Annotated in this window: 13 protein-coding genes; 12 read left to right on the top strand and 1 reads right to left on the bottom strand. The window is 46.1% G+C overall.

The features are described 5' to 3' along the window. The first annotated feature begins 601 nt into the window (after nucleotides 1–601). The 8 genes from NSS75_RS18055 (at nucleotide 602) to azoRB (ending at nucleotide 7,350) form a co-directional block, all read left to right on the top strand. A complete protein-coding gene (locus NSS75_RS18055) occupies nucleotides 602–1,396 on the top strand; it encodes an SDR family oxidoreductase (protein WP_185848618.1) in 795 nt (264 codons plus the stop codon). 113 nt (nucleotides 1,397–1,509) lie between these two features. Next, the gene (locus NSS75_RS18050; RefSeq protein WP_024122853.1) at nucleotides 1,510–2,064 is read left to right on the top strand and encodes a TetR/AcrR family transcriptional regulator; all 555 of its coding nucleotides are present in this window, start codon (nucleotides 1,510–1,512) and stop codon (nucleotides 2,062–2,064) included. A gap of 15 nt (nucleotides 2,065–2,079) precedes the next feature. After that, complete coding sequence (locus NSS75_RS18045) at nucleotides 2,080–2,433, top strand: multidrug efflux SMR transporter (protein WP_188323307.1); 354 nt, start codon at nucleotides 2,080–2,082, stop codon at nucleotides 2,431–2,433. A gap of 1 nt (nucleotide 2,434) precedes the next feature. Beyond that, nucleotides 2,435–2,824: a YvaD family protein gene (locus NSS75_RS18040; RefSeq protein WP_024122851.1), complete on the top strand. Its 390-nt coding sequence runs from the start codon at nucleotides 2,435–2,437 to the stop codon at nucleotides 2,822–2,824. Nucleotides 2,825–2,918: 94 nt separating this feature from the next. Further along, a complete protein-coding gene (locus NSS75_RS18035) occupies nucleotides 2,919–3,866 on the top strand; it encodes a DMT family transporter (RefSeq protein ID WP_216393866.1) in 948 nt (315 codons plus the stop codon). 6 nt (nucleotides 3,867–3,872) lie between these two features. Continuing rightward, complete coding sequence (locus tag NSS75_RS18030; RefSeq protein WP_103671322.1) at nucleotides 3,873–4,529, top strand: GntR family transcriptional regulator; 657 nt, start codon at nucleotides 3,873–3,875, stop codon at nucleotides 4,527–4,529. A 135-nt stretch (nucleotides 4,530–4,664) separates the two neighbouring features. Beyond that, nucleotides 4,665–6,563 carry an FUSC family protein gene (locus NSS75_RS18025; protein ID WP_103671323.1) on the top strand — a complete coding sequence of 633 codons (1,899 nt, stop codon included), beginning with the start codon at nucleotides 4,665–4,667 and terminating at the stop codon, nucleotides 6,561–6,563. Between the two features lie 160 nt (nucleotides 6,564–6,723). Then, complete coding sequence (azoRB, locus tag NSS75_RS18020) at nucleotides 6,724–7,350, top strand: FMN-dependent NADH-azoreductase AzoRB (protein ID WP_101864801.1); 627 nt, start codon at nucleotides 6,724–6,726, stop codon at nucleotides 7,348–7,350. A 34-nt stretch (nucleotides 7,351–7,384) separates the two neighbouring features. On the opposite strand, the gene NSS75_RS18015 is transcribed toward azoRB, so the two are convergent. Beyond that, on the bottom strand, nucleotides 7,385–8,431 hold the full coding sequence (locus NSS75_RS18015) for an oxidoreductase (RefSeq protein ID WP_024122846.1): 1,047 nt from the start codon (nucleotides 8,429–8,431) through the stop codon (nucleotides 7,385–7,387). 157 nt (nucleotides 8,432–8,588) lie between these two features. Between NSS75_RS18015 and csoR the strand changes: the two genes are divergently transcribed. The 4 genes from csoR (at nucleotide 8,589) to NSS75_RS17995 (ending at nucleotide 13,950) form a co-directional block, all read left to right on the top strand. Further along, complete coding sequence (gene csoR / locus NSS75_RS18010) at nucleotides 8,589–8,891, top strand: copper-sensing transcriptional repressor CsoR (protein ID WP_024122845.1); 303 nt, start codon at nucleotides 8,589–8,591, stop codon at nucleotides 8,889–8,891. Between the two features lie 75 nt (nucleotides 8,892–8,966). Further along, a complete protein-coding gene (gene copZ / locus NSS75_RS18005; RefSeq protein ID WP_024122844.1) occupies nucleotides 8,967–9,176 on the top strand; it encodes a copper chaperone CopZ in 210 nt (69 codons plus the stop codon). An 83-nt stretch (nucleotides 9,177–9,259) separates the two neighbouring features. Beyond that, nucleotides 9,260–11,671 (top strand): copper-exporting P-type ATPase CopA, encoded by a 2,412-nt coding sequence (gene copA / locus NSS75_RS18000; RefSeq protein WP_101859950.1) that lies wholly within the window; start codon nucleotides 9,260–9,262, stop codon nucleotides 11,669–11,671. A 167-nt stretch (nucleotides 11,672–11,838) separates the two neighbouring features. Next, nucleotides 11,839–13,950: a heavy metal translocating P-type ATPase gene (locus NSS75_RS17995; RefSeq protein WP_339234233.1), complete on the top strand. Its 2,112-nt coding sequence runs from the start codon at nucleotides 11,839–11,841 to the stop codon at nucleotides 13,948–13,950. Nucleotides 13,951–14,001: the final 51 nt, after the last annotated feature.

Here is a 14,001-nt window from a genome sequence, read left to right as displayed (position 1 = left end):
TTTATTGCCTCACGTATTTCCTGTTCGCTTTTCCCGGTCTTTCTTTTAAGTTCGGGAAGAGTCGGATTTTTTCCGTAATGACGCATATTAACATATCTGATATAACTTTCATTCAAAGTCTGTCATACTCATTTGTATTTCCTAGCTTCTCACTCACACCCCATACCACCAGGCGGATCACACCACATCCCGATGGCTGGATCATAATATGTACTACTGACGGATCGAGTTTTGTATTCTTCATTTGTCTCAACTCCCATCACAAAGAATATGATAATACTTTAATTAAATTATATCTGTGAGTAGGGATTCCGTGGCAACATTTTGGCAACAAATTCAATGAAAATCCTTATTTATCAACATTTTTCCACCATTTTAAAAATATATAATTGTAGTATAATAGACTCCCACCGTCTCCATACATAATGCAAATAAAGCAGAACCTTTTACAGGTTCTGCTTTATTTTTTCGTATAACAGGCACCAATAAGTGCGTACTTCCATTTGAATCCCAGCTGTTTCATACTGGTTTTACAGCAGATATTTTACCAATCGCATTTCTGTTAATAAATAAGAGGAAACAAAAACGGAGGGATGAACGAATGAAGCTGAATTTACGTGGGAAAACCGCACTGGTGACCGGCTCAACGTCGGGGATCGGCAAAGCGATTGCCGCTTCGTTAGCGGAAGAAGGCGCTGCGGTTATCATTAACGGACGCCGGGAAGAAAAAGTGAATCAGACGATAGACGATTTGAAAACACAGCATGCAGAGGCTGTGTTTTATCCGGCCGCATTTGATCTTGGAACCGAAGAAGGCTGCAATGACCTGTTTCAGGCATATCCGCAGGTTGATATTTTGGTCAATAATTTAGGGATTTTTGAACCGGCGGCGTATTTTGATATTCCCGATGATGAGTGGTTCCGATTTTTTGAAGTGAATATTATGAGCGGTGTGAGGCTCACACGCAAGTATTTACACAAAATGATAGAGAAGAAAGAAGGCCGGGTGATTTTTATTGCCAGTGAAGCGGCAATCATGCCTTCTCAGGAAATGGCCCATTACAGCGCGACGAAAACGATGCAGCTTTCCATTTCCCGCAGCTTGGCGGAGCTGGCAACCGGCACAAATGTAACGGTAAATACAGTCATGCCGGGTTCAACCTTAACAGAGGGAGTGGAAACAATGCTGAACTCTCTTTATCCTGGTGAAAACCTGACTGTTCAAGAAGCTGAGACCCGTTTTATGAAGGAAAACCGTCCGACTTCAATTATCCAAAGGCTGATCCGGCCGGAAGAAATCGCTCACTTTGTTACATTCCTAAGCAGCCCGCTGTCTTCCGCGATTAATGGCGCGGCACTTCGGGCGGACGGCGGCTTGGTCCGCAGCGTCTTTTAGAAAACCTCTCCCTCTGGGAAGAGGTTTTTTTATTGTATTGATTTCCAGAACTTGCTGTCGTATAATTTTGGTACTGAAATAGTTTTTTTAGTACCGAAAGCGAGGTGGTTGATTTGGAAAAAAGAATATTGGCGGAAACCATTCGGCTGATCAGACAGAAAGGTTTTTCATTTACAATGAACGATCTGGCGGGAGCGCTTGGAACAAGCAAGCGGACGCTTTATGCGCATTACCCGTCGAAAGATCAGCTTACGGAGGCCGTCGTGGCGCAGTTTATCGCAGAGATGAAGCAACTGGAAAAAAGCATCTATGAAGATGAGACCCTAGATGCGCTTGAAAAGGTGAAACAAATGCTGATCGGTCTTCCAAAGGAAATGGAGCTGCTGAACATGGGGTTATTACAAGAGCTGAAGAAATCCCATTACGATGCGTGGCTCAAATTAGACACGTTTATGAAGGAAGAATGGTCAGTTGTTATTGGATTGTTAAACGAGTGCAGGGAGCAAAAGAAGATCAGAAACATCAACATTGATTTATTGGTTCAAATGTATATAGGAAGCATCAACCAAGTATATGATCCTGATTATCCGCTCAAACATCAGTACACGACAGGAGAAGTTCTTGAATCAATCGTAGATGTATTATGTAACGGGATAACAGAAAAATGAGGAGGCTGGTGGCGCGTGCAGTGGATGTTTTTATGTTTGGCCATTTTATTTGAAGTTGCCGGAACGGTCAGTATGAAGCTTTCAGCGGGTTTCACGAAGCTTCTGCCGAGTGTGCTATTGATGTTTTTTTATGGCGGGAGTCTTTTCTTTCTGACGCTTACGCTCAAATCTATCGATGTATCTGTTGCTTACGCTGTCTGGTCGGGGATGGGCATTGTCCTGATCACAGTTGTCGGGTTTTTGTATTTTCAAGAGAATATAAGTGTCATGAAACTGATTTCAATCGGGCTGATTATTGCCGGTGTTGTGTCTTTAAACCTGATCGATCAAGGGGCGGAGCCTCAAACGGTACATAAAAATGAGCAGTAACATGAGAGTGATGAAACTGTTCTTTCTCGTGACTGATATCGGTTTTATATTGTACTGGCTGTCTGCCGGCTTTTCATTAATGCCGGAAAGCTGGGCCTTTAAACATTATCAAGATCCGTTTATGATCGCCTGGAATTGGTCCTTTTTTCCCTTGGATATCTTAATCTCCATTACTGGTTTGTACAGCTTGTATTTGCAGCGCGTCAAAAGAGCAATATGGAGGCAGCTGGCGCTGATTTCTCTTGTGCTGACCTTCTGTTCAGGCCTTCAGGCTTTATCATTCTGGACATTTAGCGGGGATTTTGATCTTGCATGGTGGCTGTTTAATGGATACCTTTTGATTTATCCTTTATTTTTTATTCACAGACTTTTATCTAAGCAGTGCGAGTAGCACTGTTTTTATTTTTTGAAAACACTTTGTTTTCTGAAAAGTAAAACGATATAATATGTAATATATTGCATATTACATGTCAGGAGGATATACGTTGACGACTCAGAAACAACGGTTGTACGGCTTTTTAATGGTGATTGTCGGAGCTGCTTTTTGGGGATTATCGGGAACGGTTGCCCAGCATTTATTTGAAACGAGTGATGTATCGGTAGAGTGGCTTGTAACGGTGCGTTTACTGTTATCAGGCCTGTTGGTGCTGATTATTGTGTCCGCCGGTAAAAACAGGAGGGCAGTTTGGGGCATATGGAAAGATAAAAAAGCGGCTGTCCAGCTTATTGTTTTCGGGATTGCCGGCATGCTGGGTGTTCAGTATACGTTTTTAGCTTCAATCGGAACCGGAAACGCAGCGGTGGCTACGCTGCTTCAATACTTAGCGCCTGTTCTGATTATGCTGTATTTGCTTCTGACCCGAAAGAATTCATTTCAGTTTTCCGATTTTTTGGGGCTATTATTGGCTTTAGCAGGCACTTTTTTGCTGCTGACGAATGGAAACATCAGCAATTTAACAGTTTCTCCTTTATCTGTTGTATGGGGTCTTCTTTCTGCTGGCGCACTTGCCTTCTATACGCTGTATTCCAGTTCTCTTTTGAAAACATGGGGGTCGGCTCTCGTCATTGGCTGGGGGATGCTGATCGGGGGCGTCGGCATGAGCTTTATTCATCCGCCTTGGGCAGTACAGGCAGAAGGCTGGACGGTTTCTGGAATTGTATCGGTGGCTTTTATTGTTATTTTCGGAACGTTATTGGGATTCTGCATGTACCTAGAAAGTTTGAAATATTTATTCCCGCAAGAAGCGAGCATGCTGGGATGCACTGAGCCGGTTGCCGCAGTCGCGTCTTCTATTCTTTGGCTTGGCGTGTCCTTTGGGTTGTTTCAAGCAGCAGGAGCGGCATGCATTTTAGTCATGATTTTTGTCCTTTCACAGAAGAAAAGTGCCGGCAAAACGGCAGCATTAAAAAACAAAACCCATATTCAGAGGTGATGCTTTGTGCCGATACCGTCCAATGCCCCGAAGCCGAAACGGCAGACTGCCAAAAAGCTTGCTTTTGAGCAAATTCAAAAATGGATCGTGGAAGGAGTGCTTGTGCCCGGAGAAAAATTGAATGACGATGCGTTGGCCAAAGCGCTTGGCGTCAGCAGAACACCGGTCAGAGAGGCTTTGCAATTATTAGAGATGCAGGGGTTTGTTGAAATGTCTCCGGGGAAAGAAACAAGAATTTCACAGATTGAAAAAAATGATGTCTTCAAAGTCTATCCGCCGATGGCGTCTCTCCAATCCACCGCTGCCGAATTGGCAATTGAAAACATTCATTCGTCTCATATAGAGCAACTGACAGCCATCAATCACGAAATGAAAGCGGCAATTGACCGAAACGAAATCTATGAAGTGCTTGGCATTGATAAAGCGTTTCATGATGTGATAATTGAGGCGGCTGATAATGAATATATCCGCAATTTTACCTCAGTTCTTCACATGCATATTCTTCGGCTTGAGTACCTTTTTTTCAAGTCTCCGCAGAATTCTATTGAAGAACATAACCAAATCATTCAGGCATATAAGGAGAAGAACCGGAAAAAGGCGGCTGAGCTGACATACAGCAACTGGATCAAACCAATGCATGACATTGCGAAAAAACTTGTGTAATGAAGGCAGAGAAGATATGTCTCTGTCTTTTTTGATGAGAGCATATCCAATGAGAAGATGGGTCTGTTTCTGGGCATACTATGGCGAATAAACGGGAAGAGACCAACATCATGTCGTTAAAGAGGGTTATGTAATATGAACAAGTCTTCTGATCAAAATCGAAGAACAGTGCCAAGTGTCGTCAAGGATGCCTTTCGCATTCATGCAACCCCTTTCCCATGGAAAAAGGCAATCGGGTCAGGCGTCGCTTCAGGATTTCCTGTGTTTGTCGGCGCAATGTCGGGACACACGGATTTCGGTTTGACCGCTAGCATCGGCGGCTTTGTTTTTTTATATGCAGGCGGGGAATCGTATACGAAACGTATTCTGAAGCTGCTGTTAGTTTCATTGGGGATCGCCGCATCGTTTGGATTAGGGACGCTTTTGGCAGGGACTTTCTGGAGCATGGCGGCTGTTCTGGGGCTTATCGGGGCAGCTGCAATGTTTATTTTTGGCGCGCTTGGGATACAAGGGCCAGCACCGATGTTTTTTGTCCTTGCCTTTTTGGTGAGCTCGGGTTTGCCGGCAGATCCTTCAGAAGCTCCGTTCAGAGCGGGACTGACATTTGCCGGCGGGCTTTTCGCCACAGGAATCGCCTTGATTGGCTGGATCAATAACAGGCATGGACCGGAAAATACAGTGCTGAAAAGAACATACCGCCAGCTTGCATCCTGCCTTTCCGATGTCGGAACTCCTGATTTTCATAACGCGCAGCATCAGACCGTGCTGATGCTGAGAACAGCCCGTCAAACGGTGCTCGGCAAAGGGAATAGATGGAGAAAATCGCCTCATGATGAACGTTTTATCCGCTTGCTGGAAAAAGCGGATGATCTCTTCATCTCGATTATTCATTTTTCTGCCGAAACACCAAACGCAGATAAGGCCCAGAGCGCAAAGGCACTTCGCCAAACTGCCGACATGCTGGGGCAATCTCGTGTTTCCGATGCGTTTCCTATTCAGGAGGATGAAGCGGAGCCAGCCCGGAAGCTGTATGAAGAAATCAACGAGGTGTTGAGTATCGCTTCAGGGCGGAATGATGATCCATCGGACGCGGAGCCAAGCCGTCTGCCATCCTCCTATTACTTTCTGAGAAATGCCTTTGACTGGGAGTCACCTGTTTTGATTCGGGCATTAAAGTATGGGATTGTGCTGTTTGCGGCGGCTTTGTTTGCCAATGCTTTCGGTTTTCACCGTTCTTACTGGATTCCGCTCTCGGCAGCGGCGGTGATGCTGGGCACGACTGTTGTCTTTACGCTGCAAAGAGCCATTCAGCGTTCGGCAGGAACCGTAATTGGCGTGATGCTGGCAGGAGCGATCCTGTTCTTTAAGCCATCCGGCGTGTATATCGCTTTATGTATCACAATGCTTCAATTTCTTCTTGAAATGCTGATTGTCCGCAATTATGCTTTGGCTGTTCCTTTTCTGACCGCAAACGCGCTTGTTATCACAGAAAGCATGCATGGCGGCTTGGGGGCCGGTTATTTTATAGCGGCGAGGCTGACCGATGTGGCTGTCGGCAGCACAATTGGCCTATTGGGAACGATGCTTTTGTGGAGACGTTTTTCAGCAAAACGCCTGCCTGAATACATGAGGGAAGTGATCAGGCTGGAAGGGCAGTTTATGGAGAAACTGTTAGCCGGACAGCAAATAGACGGACATCAGCTTAGAGTGAGCTTAGTCAGGCTTCGGGATGCATATGATAAAGCACTTGGAGATTTTCCAAAAGCGAAAGCGGATACGCTGTGGGCGGCGATCTCTGGAGTACAGCACTTAGGTTATTATTTGCTCTCGGCTCAAGCCCATCATCGTCCGCCCTCTCCGGTTTCTGAAGAAGAAATAAACCATTTGAGAGCGTTTTTTGAACAGGCTGAGCAATCAGTACTGATGAAAATGCCGCCCGCTGTTGTAGAAGTGCCGCGTTTTCCGTATTATCCGCGAATCAGCGGGGAGCTCTACACATTGTATACAGGTTTGCGAACAGCTTATGAAAAGTAAGCTGTTCGTACGGATTTAAAAAAATCTTTAATTCGAGATATTTTTCTTGAAAGCAATTTTTATTGCACCTATAATAAGGTTTAAGAGATAAAGAATAATCATGACGCGTCTGAATGATAATAACGGATGTGTAATTTTAAAATTGAAAGGGCTGGTAAAAATGGCAAAAGTATTGTATATCACTGCTCACCCGCATGATGAAGCGACTTCTTACAGCATGGCAACCGGTAAAGCGTTCATCGAATCATACAAAGAAGCAAATCCAAATGATGAAGTTGTACATATCGACTTGTACAAAGAAAACATTCCTCACATTGATGCTGATGTATTCAGCGGCTGGGGCAAGCTCCAGTCCGGCGATGCACTTTCTGAAAACGAAAAAGAGAAAGTGGGCCGTTTAGGAGAGCTTAGCGATCAATTTGCATCAGCTGATAAATATGTGTTCGTCACACCATTATGGAACTTCTCATTCCCGCCGGTGATGAAAGCGTACCTTGATTCAGTTGCAGTAGCAGGAAAATCTTTCAAATATACTGAACAAGGTCCTATCGGCTTGTTAACTGATAAAAAAGCGATTCACATTCAAGCGCGCGGCGGCTATTATTCAGAAGGCCCTGCGGCTGAAATGGAAATGGGCCACCGTTACATTGGCATCATGATGAACTTCTTCGGCGTTCCATCCTTCGATGGCATTTTCGTAGAGGGTCATAATGCAGAGCCTGACAAAGCACAGCAAATCAAAGAAGATGCGATTGCCCGTGCAAAAGAAGCAGGAAAAACATTCTAATGAAAAAGCCTCCCCGTATAAAGGGAGGCTTTATTTATTGTTCTAACGAAATGGTCCGTTTCTCTTCACTGCTTTTCACAGCCGCTTCAATGATCCGGATGACATCAATTCCCTCTTCAGCTGTGACAGGCAGCGGCGCGCCTTCGCGTATGCTGTCCGCTATTTTGCGGTAATAGGTAAGGTAAGAGCCGTTAACTGATGGAATGGTTTCTGTTTTTTTGTTCTCGCCATGAACAGTTGTCAGCTGACCGTAAGACTCGTGATCATCCGCACCCCAGCTGTCATCCTCCGGTTTTTTCCCGGCTCTGAGGGCATCCTCCTGTCCGTCAATCCCGTATTTGATAAAGCTTGATTGCTGTCCGTGAATTTGATAACGCGGCCCGTTTGCCGGGACGATTGATCCGGCGTATAGAATGGCTTGAAGCTTGCCGTAATCCATTGTCAGATGAAAATAATCAACGGTTTCAGCATGTTCTCTTTGAGCCATGACTTTTGCGGTTACAGCTTTAGGCATTCCGAATAAATGCAGGGCCTGGTCTATGATATGAGAGCCGAGATCATACAGCGTACCGGTGGCAGCCCCTTCTTTTTCCCGCCATCTTGCTTGAATCTCAGGTTTGTATCGATCATAGGAGACCTGATATGTATTGATATCTTCTAGAGACCCGTCATCAATGAGTTTCTTAATTGTTAAAAAGTCATTATCCCATCGCCTGTTATGGTATACGCTTAACAAGACGCCTCGTTCGTCGGCCGCTTTTTTTAATTTCTCCCCTTCTTCAGCAGTGGCTGTCATCGGTTTTTCAATAACGACATGTTTGCCCGCCTGAATGCATGCCAATGCGTGCTCGTAGTGGAGGCCGCTCGGAGTGGTGACGATGACAAGCTCAATTGCCGGATCATTTGTCATCTCCTCAAGCTCATGCACTACCTCGGCATCAGGGAAATCACGCTTCACCTCTTCCGTTCGCGATGTCATCACCTTGCTGATATGATACTCGTCCAGAACGGCAAGCAGCGGCGCGTGAAAGACCGAGCCTGACAGTCCGTACCCTAATATCCCTACCTGTATCGTATTCACTTTTCTTCTCCCCTTTTAAAAGTGCTTTGATAAAGGTATATACCCTTATCTTCAAATGGTAAAACCTGCATAGTGGCTTTTTTTGCCGCCGCAAGCTTAGACAACGGTTTGGACAATCAGTATAATGGGAATTAATATATGAAACAGAGGTGTGCGCATGGAGAAGCATAATGAACATAAAGCATTAAACCATAAAAGCTCGAAAGAAAAGGATCAAATTACAAACCGATTGAAACGGATAGAAGGCCAGGTCAGAGGTATTCAAAATATGGTGGAAAACGATCGATATTGTGTAGATATTCTTGTACAGATTTCAGCTGTTCAGGCGGCAATGCAAAAAGTGGCTCTCCACTTGCTTGAAGATCACGCCCATCATTGCGTAGCAGACGCCATCAAAAGCGGAGACGGGGACCAAGCCATTTCTGAGCTATTAGACGTATTTAAAAAATTAGCGAAATAATCATGTTTTATTATTGTAATACCCTACGGGGGTATGGTAGGATGAAAACAGATCGAATAAACAGGAGGAATTCATATGGAACAAAAAACATTGCAAGTTGAAGGCATGTCTTGTCAGCACTGCGTCAAAGCAGTTGAAACGAGTGTGGGAGAACTGGACGGGGTTAGTGCTGTTCATGTCAATCTTGAAGCGGGGAAAGTTGATGTCACGTTTGATGCCGGCAAAGTGTCAGTCAAAGACATTGCGGATGCGATAGAAGACCAAGGCTATGATGTAGCCAACTGATTCACGTTATCGCGCCTTCATCAAGGCGCGATATTTCTTTCATTTTTATATACCCCCCGGGTGTATATAAAGGAGTGAGTGTATTGAGTGAGCAAAAGGAAATTGCGATGCAAGTATCTGGTATGACTTGTGCGGCGTGTGCCGCCAGAATTGAAAAAGGCCTGAAGCGGATGCCTGGTGTCACGGATGCCAATGTGAATCTGGCGACGGAAACGTCAAATGTTACCTATGACCCTGCTGAAACAGGAACAGAAGCAATCCAAGAAAAAATAGAAAAACTGGGTTATCACGTCGTAACGGAAAAAGCTGAGTTTGATATTGAGGGCATGACCTGTGCAGCATGCGCCAATCGGATTGAAAAGAGGCTTAGCAAATTAGAAGGCGTTACAAATGCTCCGGTGAACTTTGCTTTAGAAACTGTAACAGTTGAATACAACCCAAAAGAAGCGGCTGTCAGCGATTTTAAAGAAGTCGTTGATAAGCTCGGATATCAACTTAAGCTGAAAGGCGATGAGGATAGCGAAGCCGCTGCTTCCAAAAAGAAAGAAGAACGGCAGCAAACAGCGAGACTGATCTTTTCAGCTATTCTGTCATTTCCTTTGCTGTGGGCGATGGTGAGCCATTTTACATTTACTTCGTTCATTTGGGTGCCGAATTTATTCCTCAATCCGTGGATGCAATTTGCCCTTGCGACCCCGGTGCAGTTTTTGATCGGCTGGCCGTTTTACGTCGGCGCATATAAGGCGCTCAGAAATAAAAGCGCCAATATGGATGTATTGGTTGCACTCGGAACAACGGCTGCTTATGCTTACAGTCTTTATCTTACGATTCGAAGCCTCGGTTCCCATGGGCATACTGACGGCCTTTACTATGAAACAAGCGCGATTTTGCTGACGCTCATTTTGTTAGGAAAGCTGTTTGAAACGAAGGCGAAAGGGCGCTCATCAGATGCCATTAAAAAGCTCATGAAGCTGCAAGCCAAAACAGCGGCGGTCGTAAGAGACGGACAGGAGCAAATCATCCCGATAGATGAAGTGGCTGTTGGTGATATTGTTCATGTCAAACCAGGCGAACGAATTCCTGTCGATGGAGAGGTGCTGGAAGGCCGCTCGGCTGTAGATGAATCCATGATTACAGGAGAAAGTCTTCCCGTTGACAAATCTCCCGGTGACAGCGTGACAGGAGCGACTGTGAACTCAAACGGTTTCCTGAAAATCAAGGCTGTTAACGTCGGGAAAGAAACAGCGCTTTCTCATATCATCAAAATTGTGGAGGAAGCACAAGGATCAAAAGCGCCGATCCAGCGTCTCGCCGACCAGATCTCAGGCATTTTTGTGCCGATTGTATTGGGGATCGCCGTCCTCACGTTCCTTATTTGGTATCTTTGGGCGTCTCCAGGTGATTTTGCTGAAGCGATCAGCAAGTTTATTGCGGTTCTCGTCATCGCCTGTCCATGTGCACTGGGTCTTGCCACCCCGACAAGCATTATGGCAGGATCCGGACGGGCGGCTGAATTCGGCATTCTTTTTAAAGGCGGAGAGCATTTAGAAAAAACACACCGCCTTGATACCATTGTTCTCGATAAAACCGGAACAGTGACAAACGGAAAGCCGAAGCTGACTGATGCCATTCCGGCCGATGGCTTTGAAGAAACAGAGCTGCTCCGGTTCGCAGCAGCAGCTGAGACGGGCTCGGAACACCCGCTCGGCGAAGCGATCGTTGCCGGTGTGAAAGATAAAGGGCTGGAGATACCGAAGCTCACCCATTTTGTAGCGAAAGTAGGCGCTGGTATTTCAGCCGAAGCCGGAGGCAAAACGATACTCGTCGGCACAAGACGGTTAATGGAGAGCGAACGGATTGAGCATGAGGCTTTTCTTCCTCGGATGGAGGAGCTTGAAGGAGAAGGAAAAACGGTGATGCTCGTGTCCATTGATGGAGCAGCAGCGGGGCTTGTAGCGGTTGCCGACACGATAAAAGACACGTCGCGGGAGGCAGTCACCCGTCTGAAAGAGATGGGTCTGGATGTCATCATGATGACCGGGGACAATCGCAGAACGGCAGAAGCGATAGCAAAGGAAGCTGGAATTGACAGCGTCATTGCTGAGGTCCTTCCTGAGCAAAAGGCAGCGGAAATCTCCCGCCTGCAAAAAGAAGGACGCCAGACGGCAATGGTCGGTGATGGCATCAACGATGCACCCGCGCTTGCCACAGCGGATATCGGCATGGCCATTGGAACAGGCACCGACATCGCGATGGAAACAGCGGACATAACGCTCATTCGCGGCGATCTGAACAGTATTGCGGACGCCATCCGTATGAGCAGACTTACGATGAAAAACATTAAACAAAACTTATTCTGGGCACTTGGCTATAACAGTCTTGGCATACCAGTCGCGGCCCTTGGATTTTTAGCGCCATGGATAGCGGGAGCGGCAATGGCTTTTAGCTCTGTATCTGTTGTTCTGAATGCGCTGCGTCTGCAAAAAGTAAAATAAAAACCGGTGATTTGCCGGTTTTGTTTTTCATTGACACTTTCTTGGAAAACACCATATAATAGATGTAACTATTATATGAGTATATGCTCATATATGTAATTTTGATACTCACACTCATTCATATGCTTTGATGAGGGAACCCTAAATCGGAAGGTAAGGTGAGACAAATGAAACAAGTGACGCGGGAATATGTTCTGGACGGTTTGGATTGCAGCAACTGCGCACAAAAAATCGAAAATGGCGTCAAAGGCATCAAAGGCGTTGACGGATGCGCGGTTAACTTTGCAGCAAGCACACTGACTGTCTCAGCCGATGGCAAAGAAGAACAATGGGTCACCAATAAGGTCGAGAAAAAAGTAAAATCAATTGATCCTCATGTAACAGTTCGTCCGAAACATAAAAAGAAATCAGCAGATGACGGTTATCGAAAAAGAATGATCAATATGCTGATCAGAATGGCAGCAGCGGTCCTTCTCGGAGCGGCGGCATATTTGATTCATGCCGGCCCAATGCTGGAATTTTTATTATTTTTCGCCGCCTACTTGATAATCGGAGGAGACATTGTCGTTCGAGCGGTCAAAAATATCAGCCGCGGACAAGTGTTTGATGAACATTTTTTAATGGCTCTTGCTACAATCGGCGCTTTTTTAATTCAGCAATACCCGGAAGGCGTTGCTGTGATGCTGTTTTATCAAATCGGCGAGCTGTTTCAAGGAGCCGCGGTCAGCCGTTCTAGAAAATCGATCAGTGCATTAATGGATATCAGGCCGGATTACGCCAATATGAAAATAGGAGACGGCATCAAGACCGTTTCTCCGGAGGACGTGCAGACAGGAGATATCATTGTCGTCAACCCGGGAGAAAGCATACCGCTGGACGGAAAGGTTGTGCAGGGATCGGCGATGGTTGATACATCAGCGCTGACAGGAGAATCTGTACCAAGAAAAGCGGCAGAAGGACAAGAAGTCATGTCCGGCTTTATCAATCAAAACGGCGTTCTGCATATAGAAGTAACAAAAGGCTATCAGGATTCCGCGGTATCCAAAATATTAGATTTGGTTCAAAATGCGAGCAGCCGTAAAGCGCGGACCGAAAACTTTATCACGAAGTTTGCCAAGTATTATACACCGGCTGTCGTCATTATCGCCGCCCTGCTGGCATTTGTCCCGCCGCTGTTTATTCCTGGCGCTTTACTTTCTGATTGGGTGTACCGCGCGCTTATTTTCTTAGTCATTTCATGCCCATGCGCCCTTGTTGTCTCCATTCCGCTCGGTTTCTTCGGCGGAATCGGCGCAGCTTCGAAGGCCGGGGTGCTTGTGAAAGGAAGCAATTACTTAGAAGCCTTACATCAAGTCAAATACGCTGTGTTTGATAAAACAGGCACACTGACAAAAGGCAGCTTTGAAGTGACAGAGATCAAACCTGCGAAAGGTTTTTCGAAGGCGACTTTACTCAAAGCCGCGGCATACGCTGAGCTCCACTCTCAGCACCCGATTGCAGAATCTGTGCGGAAAGCCTATGGGAAGCCGCTTTCCCCGGACACAATCGAGTCATATGAGGAAATATCCGGGCACGGTATTTTCGCAAAGGTGAACGGAAAAGAAATCCTTGCGGGGAACAAGAAGCTGATGGAAAGAGAGCAGATTGAGAGCGTCCCGGATGAAAACGCCGGTACAATTGTTCACGTGGCTATTGATCAGCGCTATGCCGGGGCGATCATCATAGCAGATGAAGTAAAGGAAGACGCAAAACAAGCGATCGCAGATTTGAAATCGCTCGGTATCAAACAGACAGTCATGCTGACGGGCGATTCAAAACAGACAGGAGAAACAGTCGGAAAACAGCTCGGCCTCGACGAGGTTTATGCGGAGCTGCTGCCGGAGGATAAAGTGGAGCGGGTAGAAGCATTGGAATCGAAGCTGCTCCCGAATGAAAAACTCATTTTTGTCGGTGACGGAATTAATGACACTCCGGTGCTTGCACGCGCGGACATTGGAGCGGCGATGGGCGGACTCGGGTCAGATGCAGCTGTAGAAGCCGCGGATGTTGTGCTGATGACAGATCAGCCGTCAAAAATAGCGGAAGCGATTCGGATTGCAAAACGGACTCGGCGAATCGTGTGGCAAAACATCGGATTTGCTTTAGGTGTTAAGGCCATTTTCCTCTTACTCGGAGCGTTTGGATTTGCGACCATGTGGGAGGCGGTTTTCTCAGATGTCGGTGTTACGCTTCTCGCTGTTGCAAACGCTATGCGCGTGATGCGCCTCAAAATAAGATAATTGTCGGAGAGAATTCACTATTTCGGGCTTTTCTTATAGACGGTTGTCTTG

Source organism: Bacillus sp. FSL K6-1012 (assembly GCF_037964915.1).
Classification (GTDB): domain Bacteria; phylum Bacillota; class Bacilli; order Bacillales; family Bacillaceae; genus Bacillus; species Bacillus halotolerans.
The sequence above is the reverse complement of the archived record's forward strand: the minus strand, read 5'-3'. Positions and strand labels throughout refer to the sequence as shown.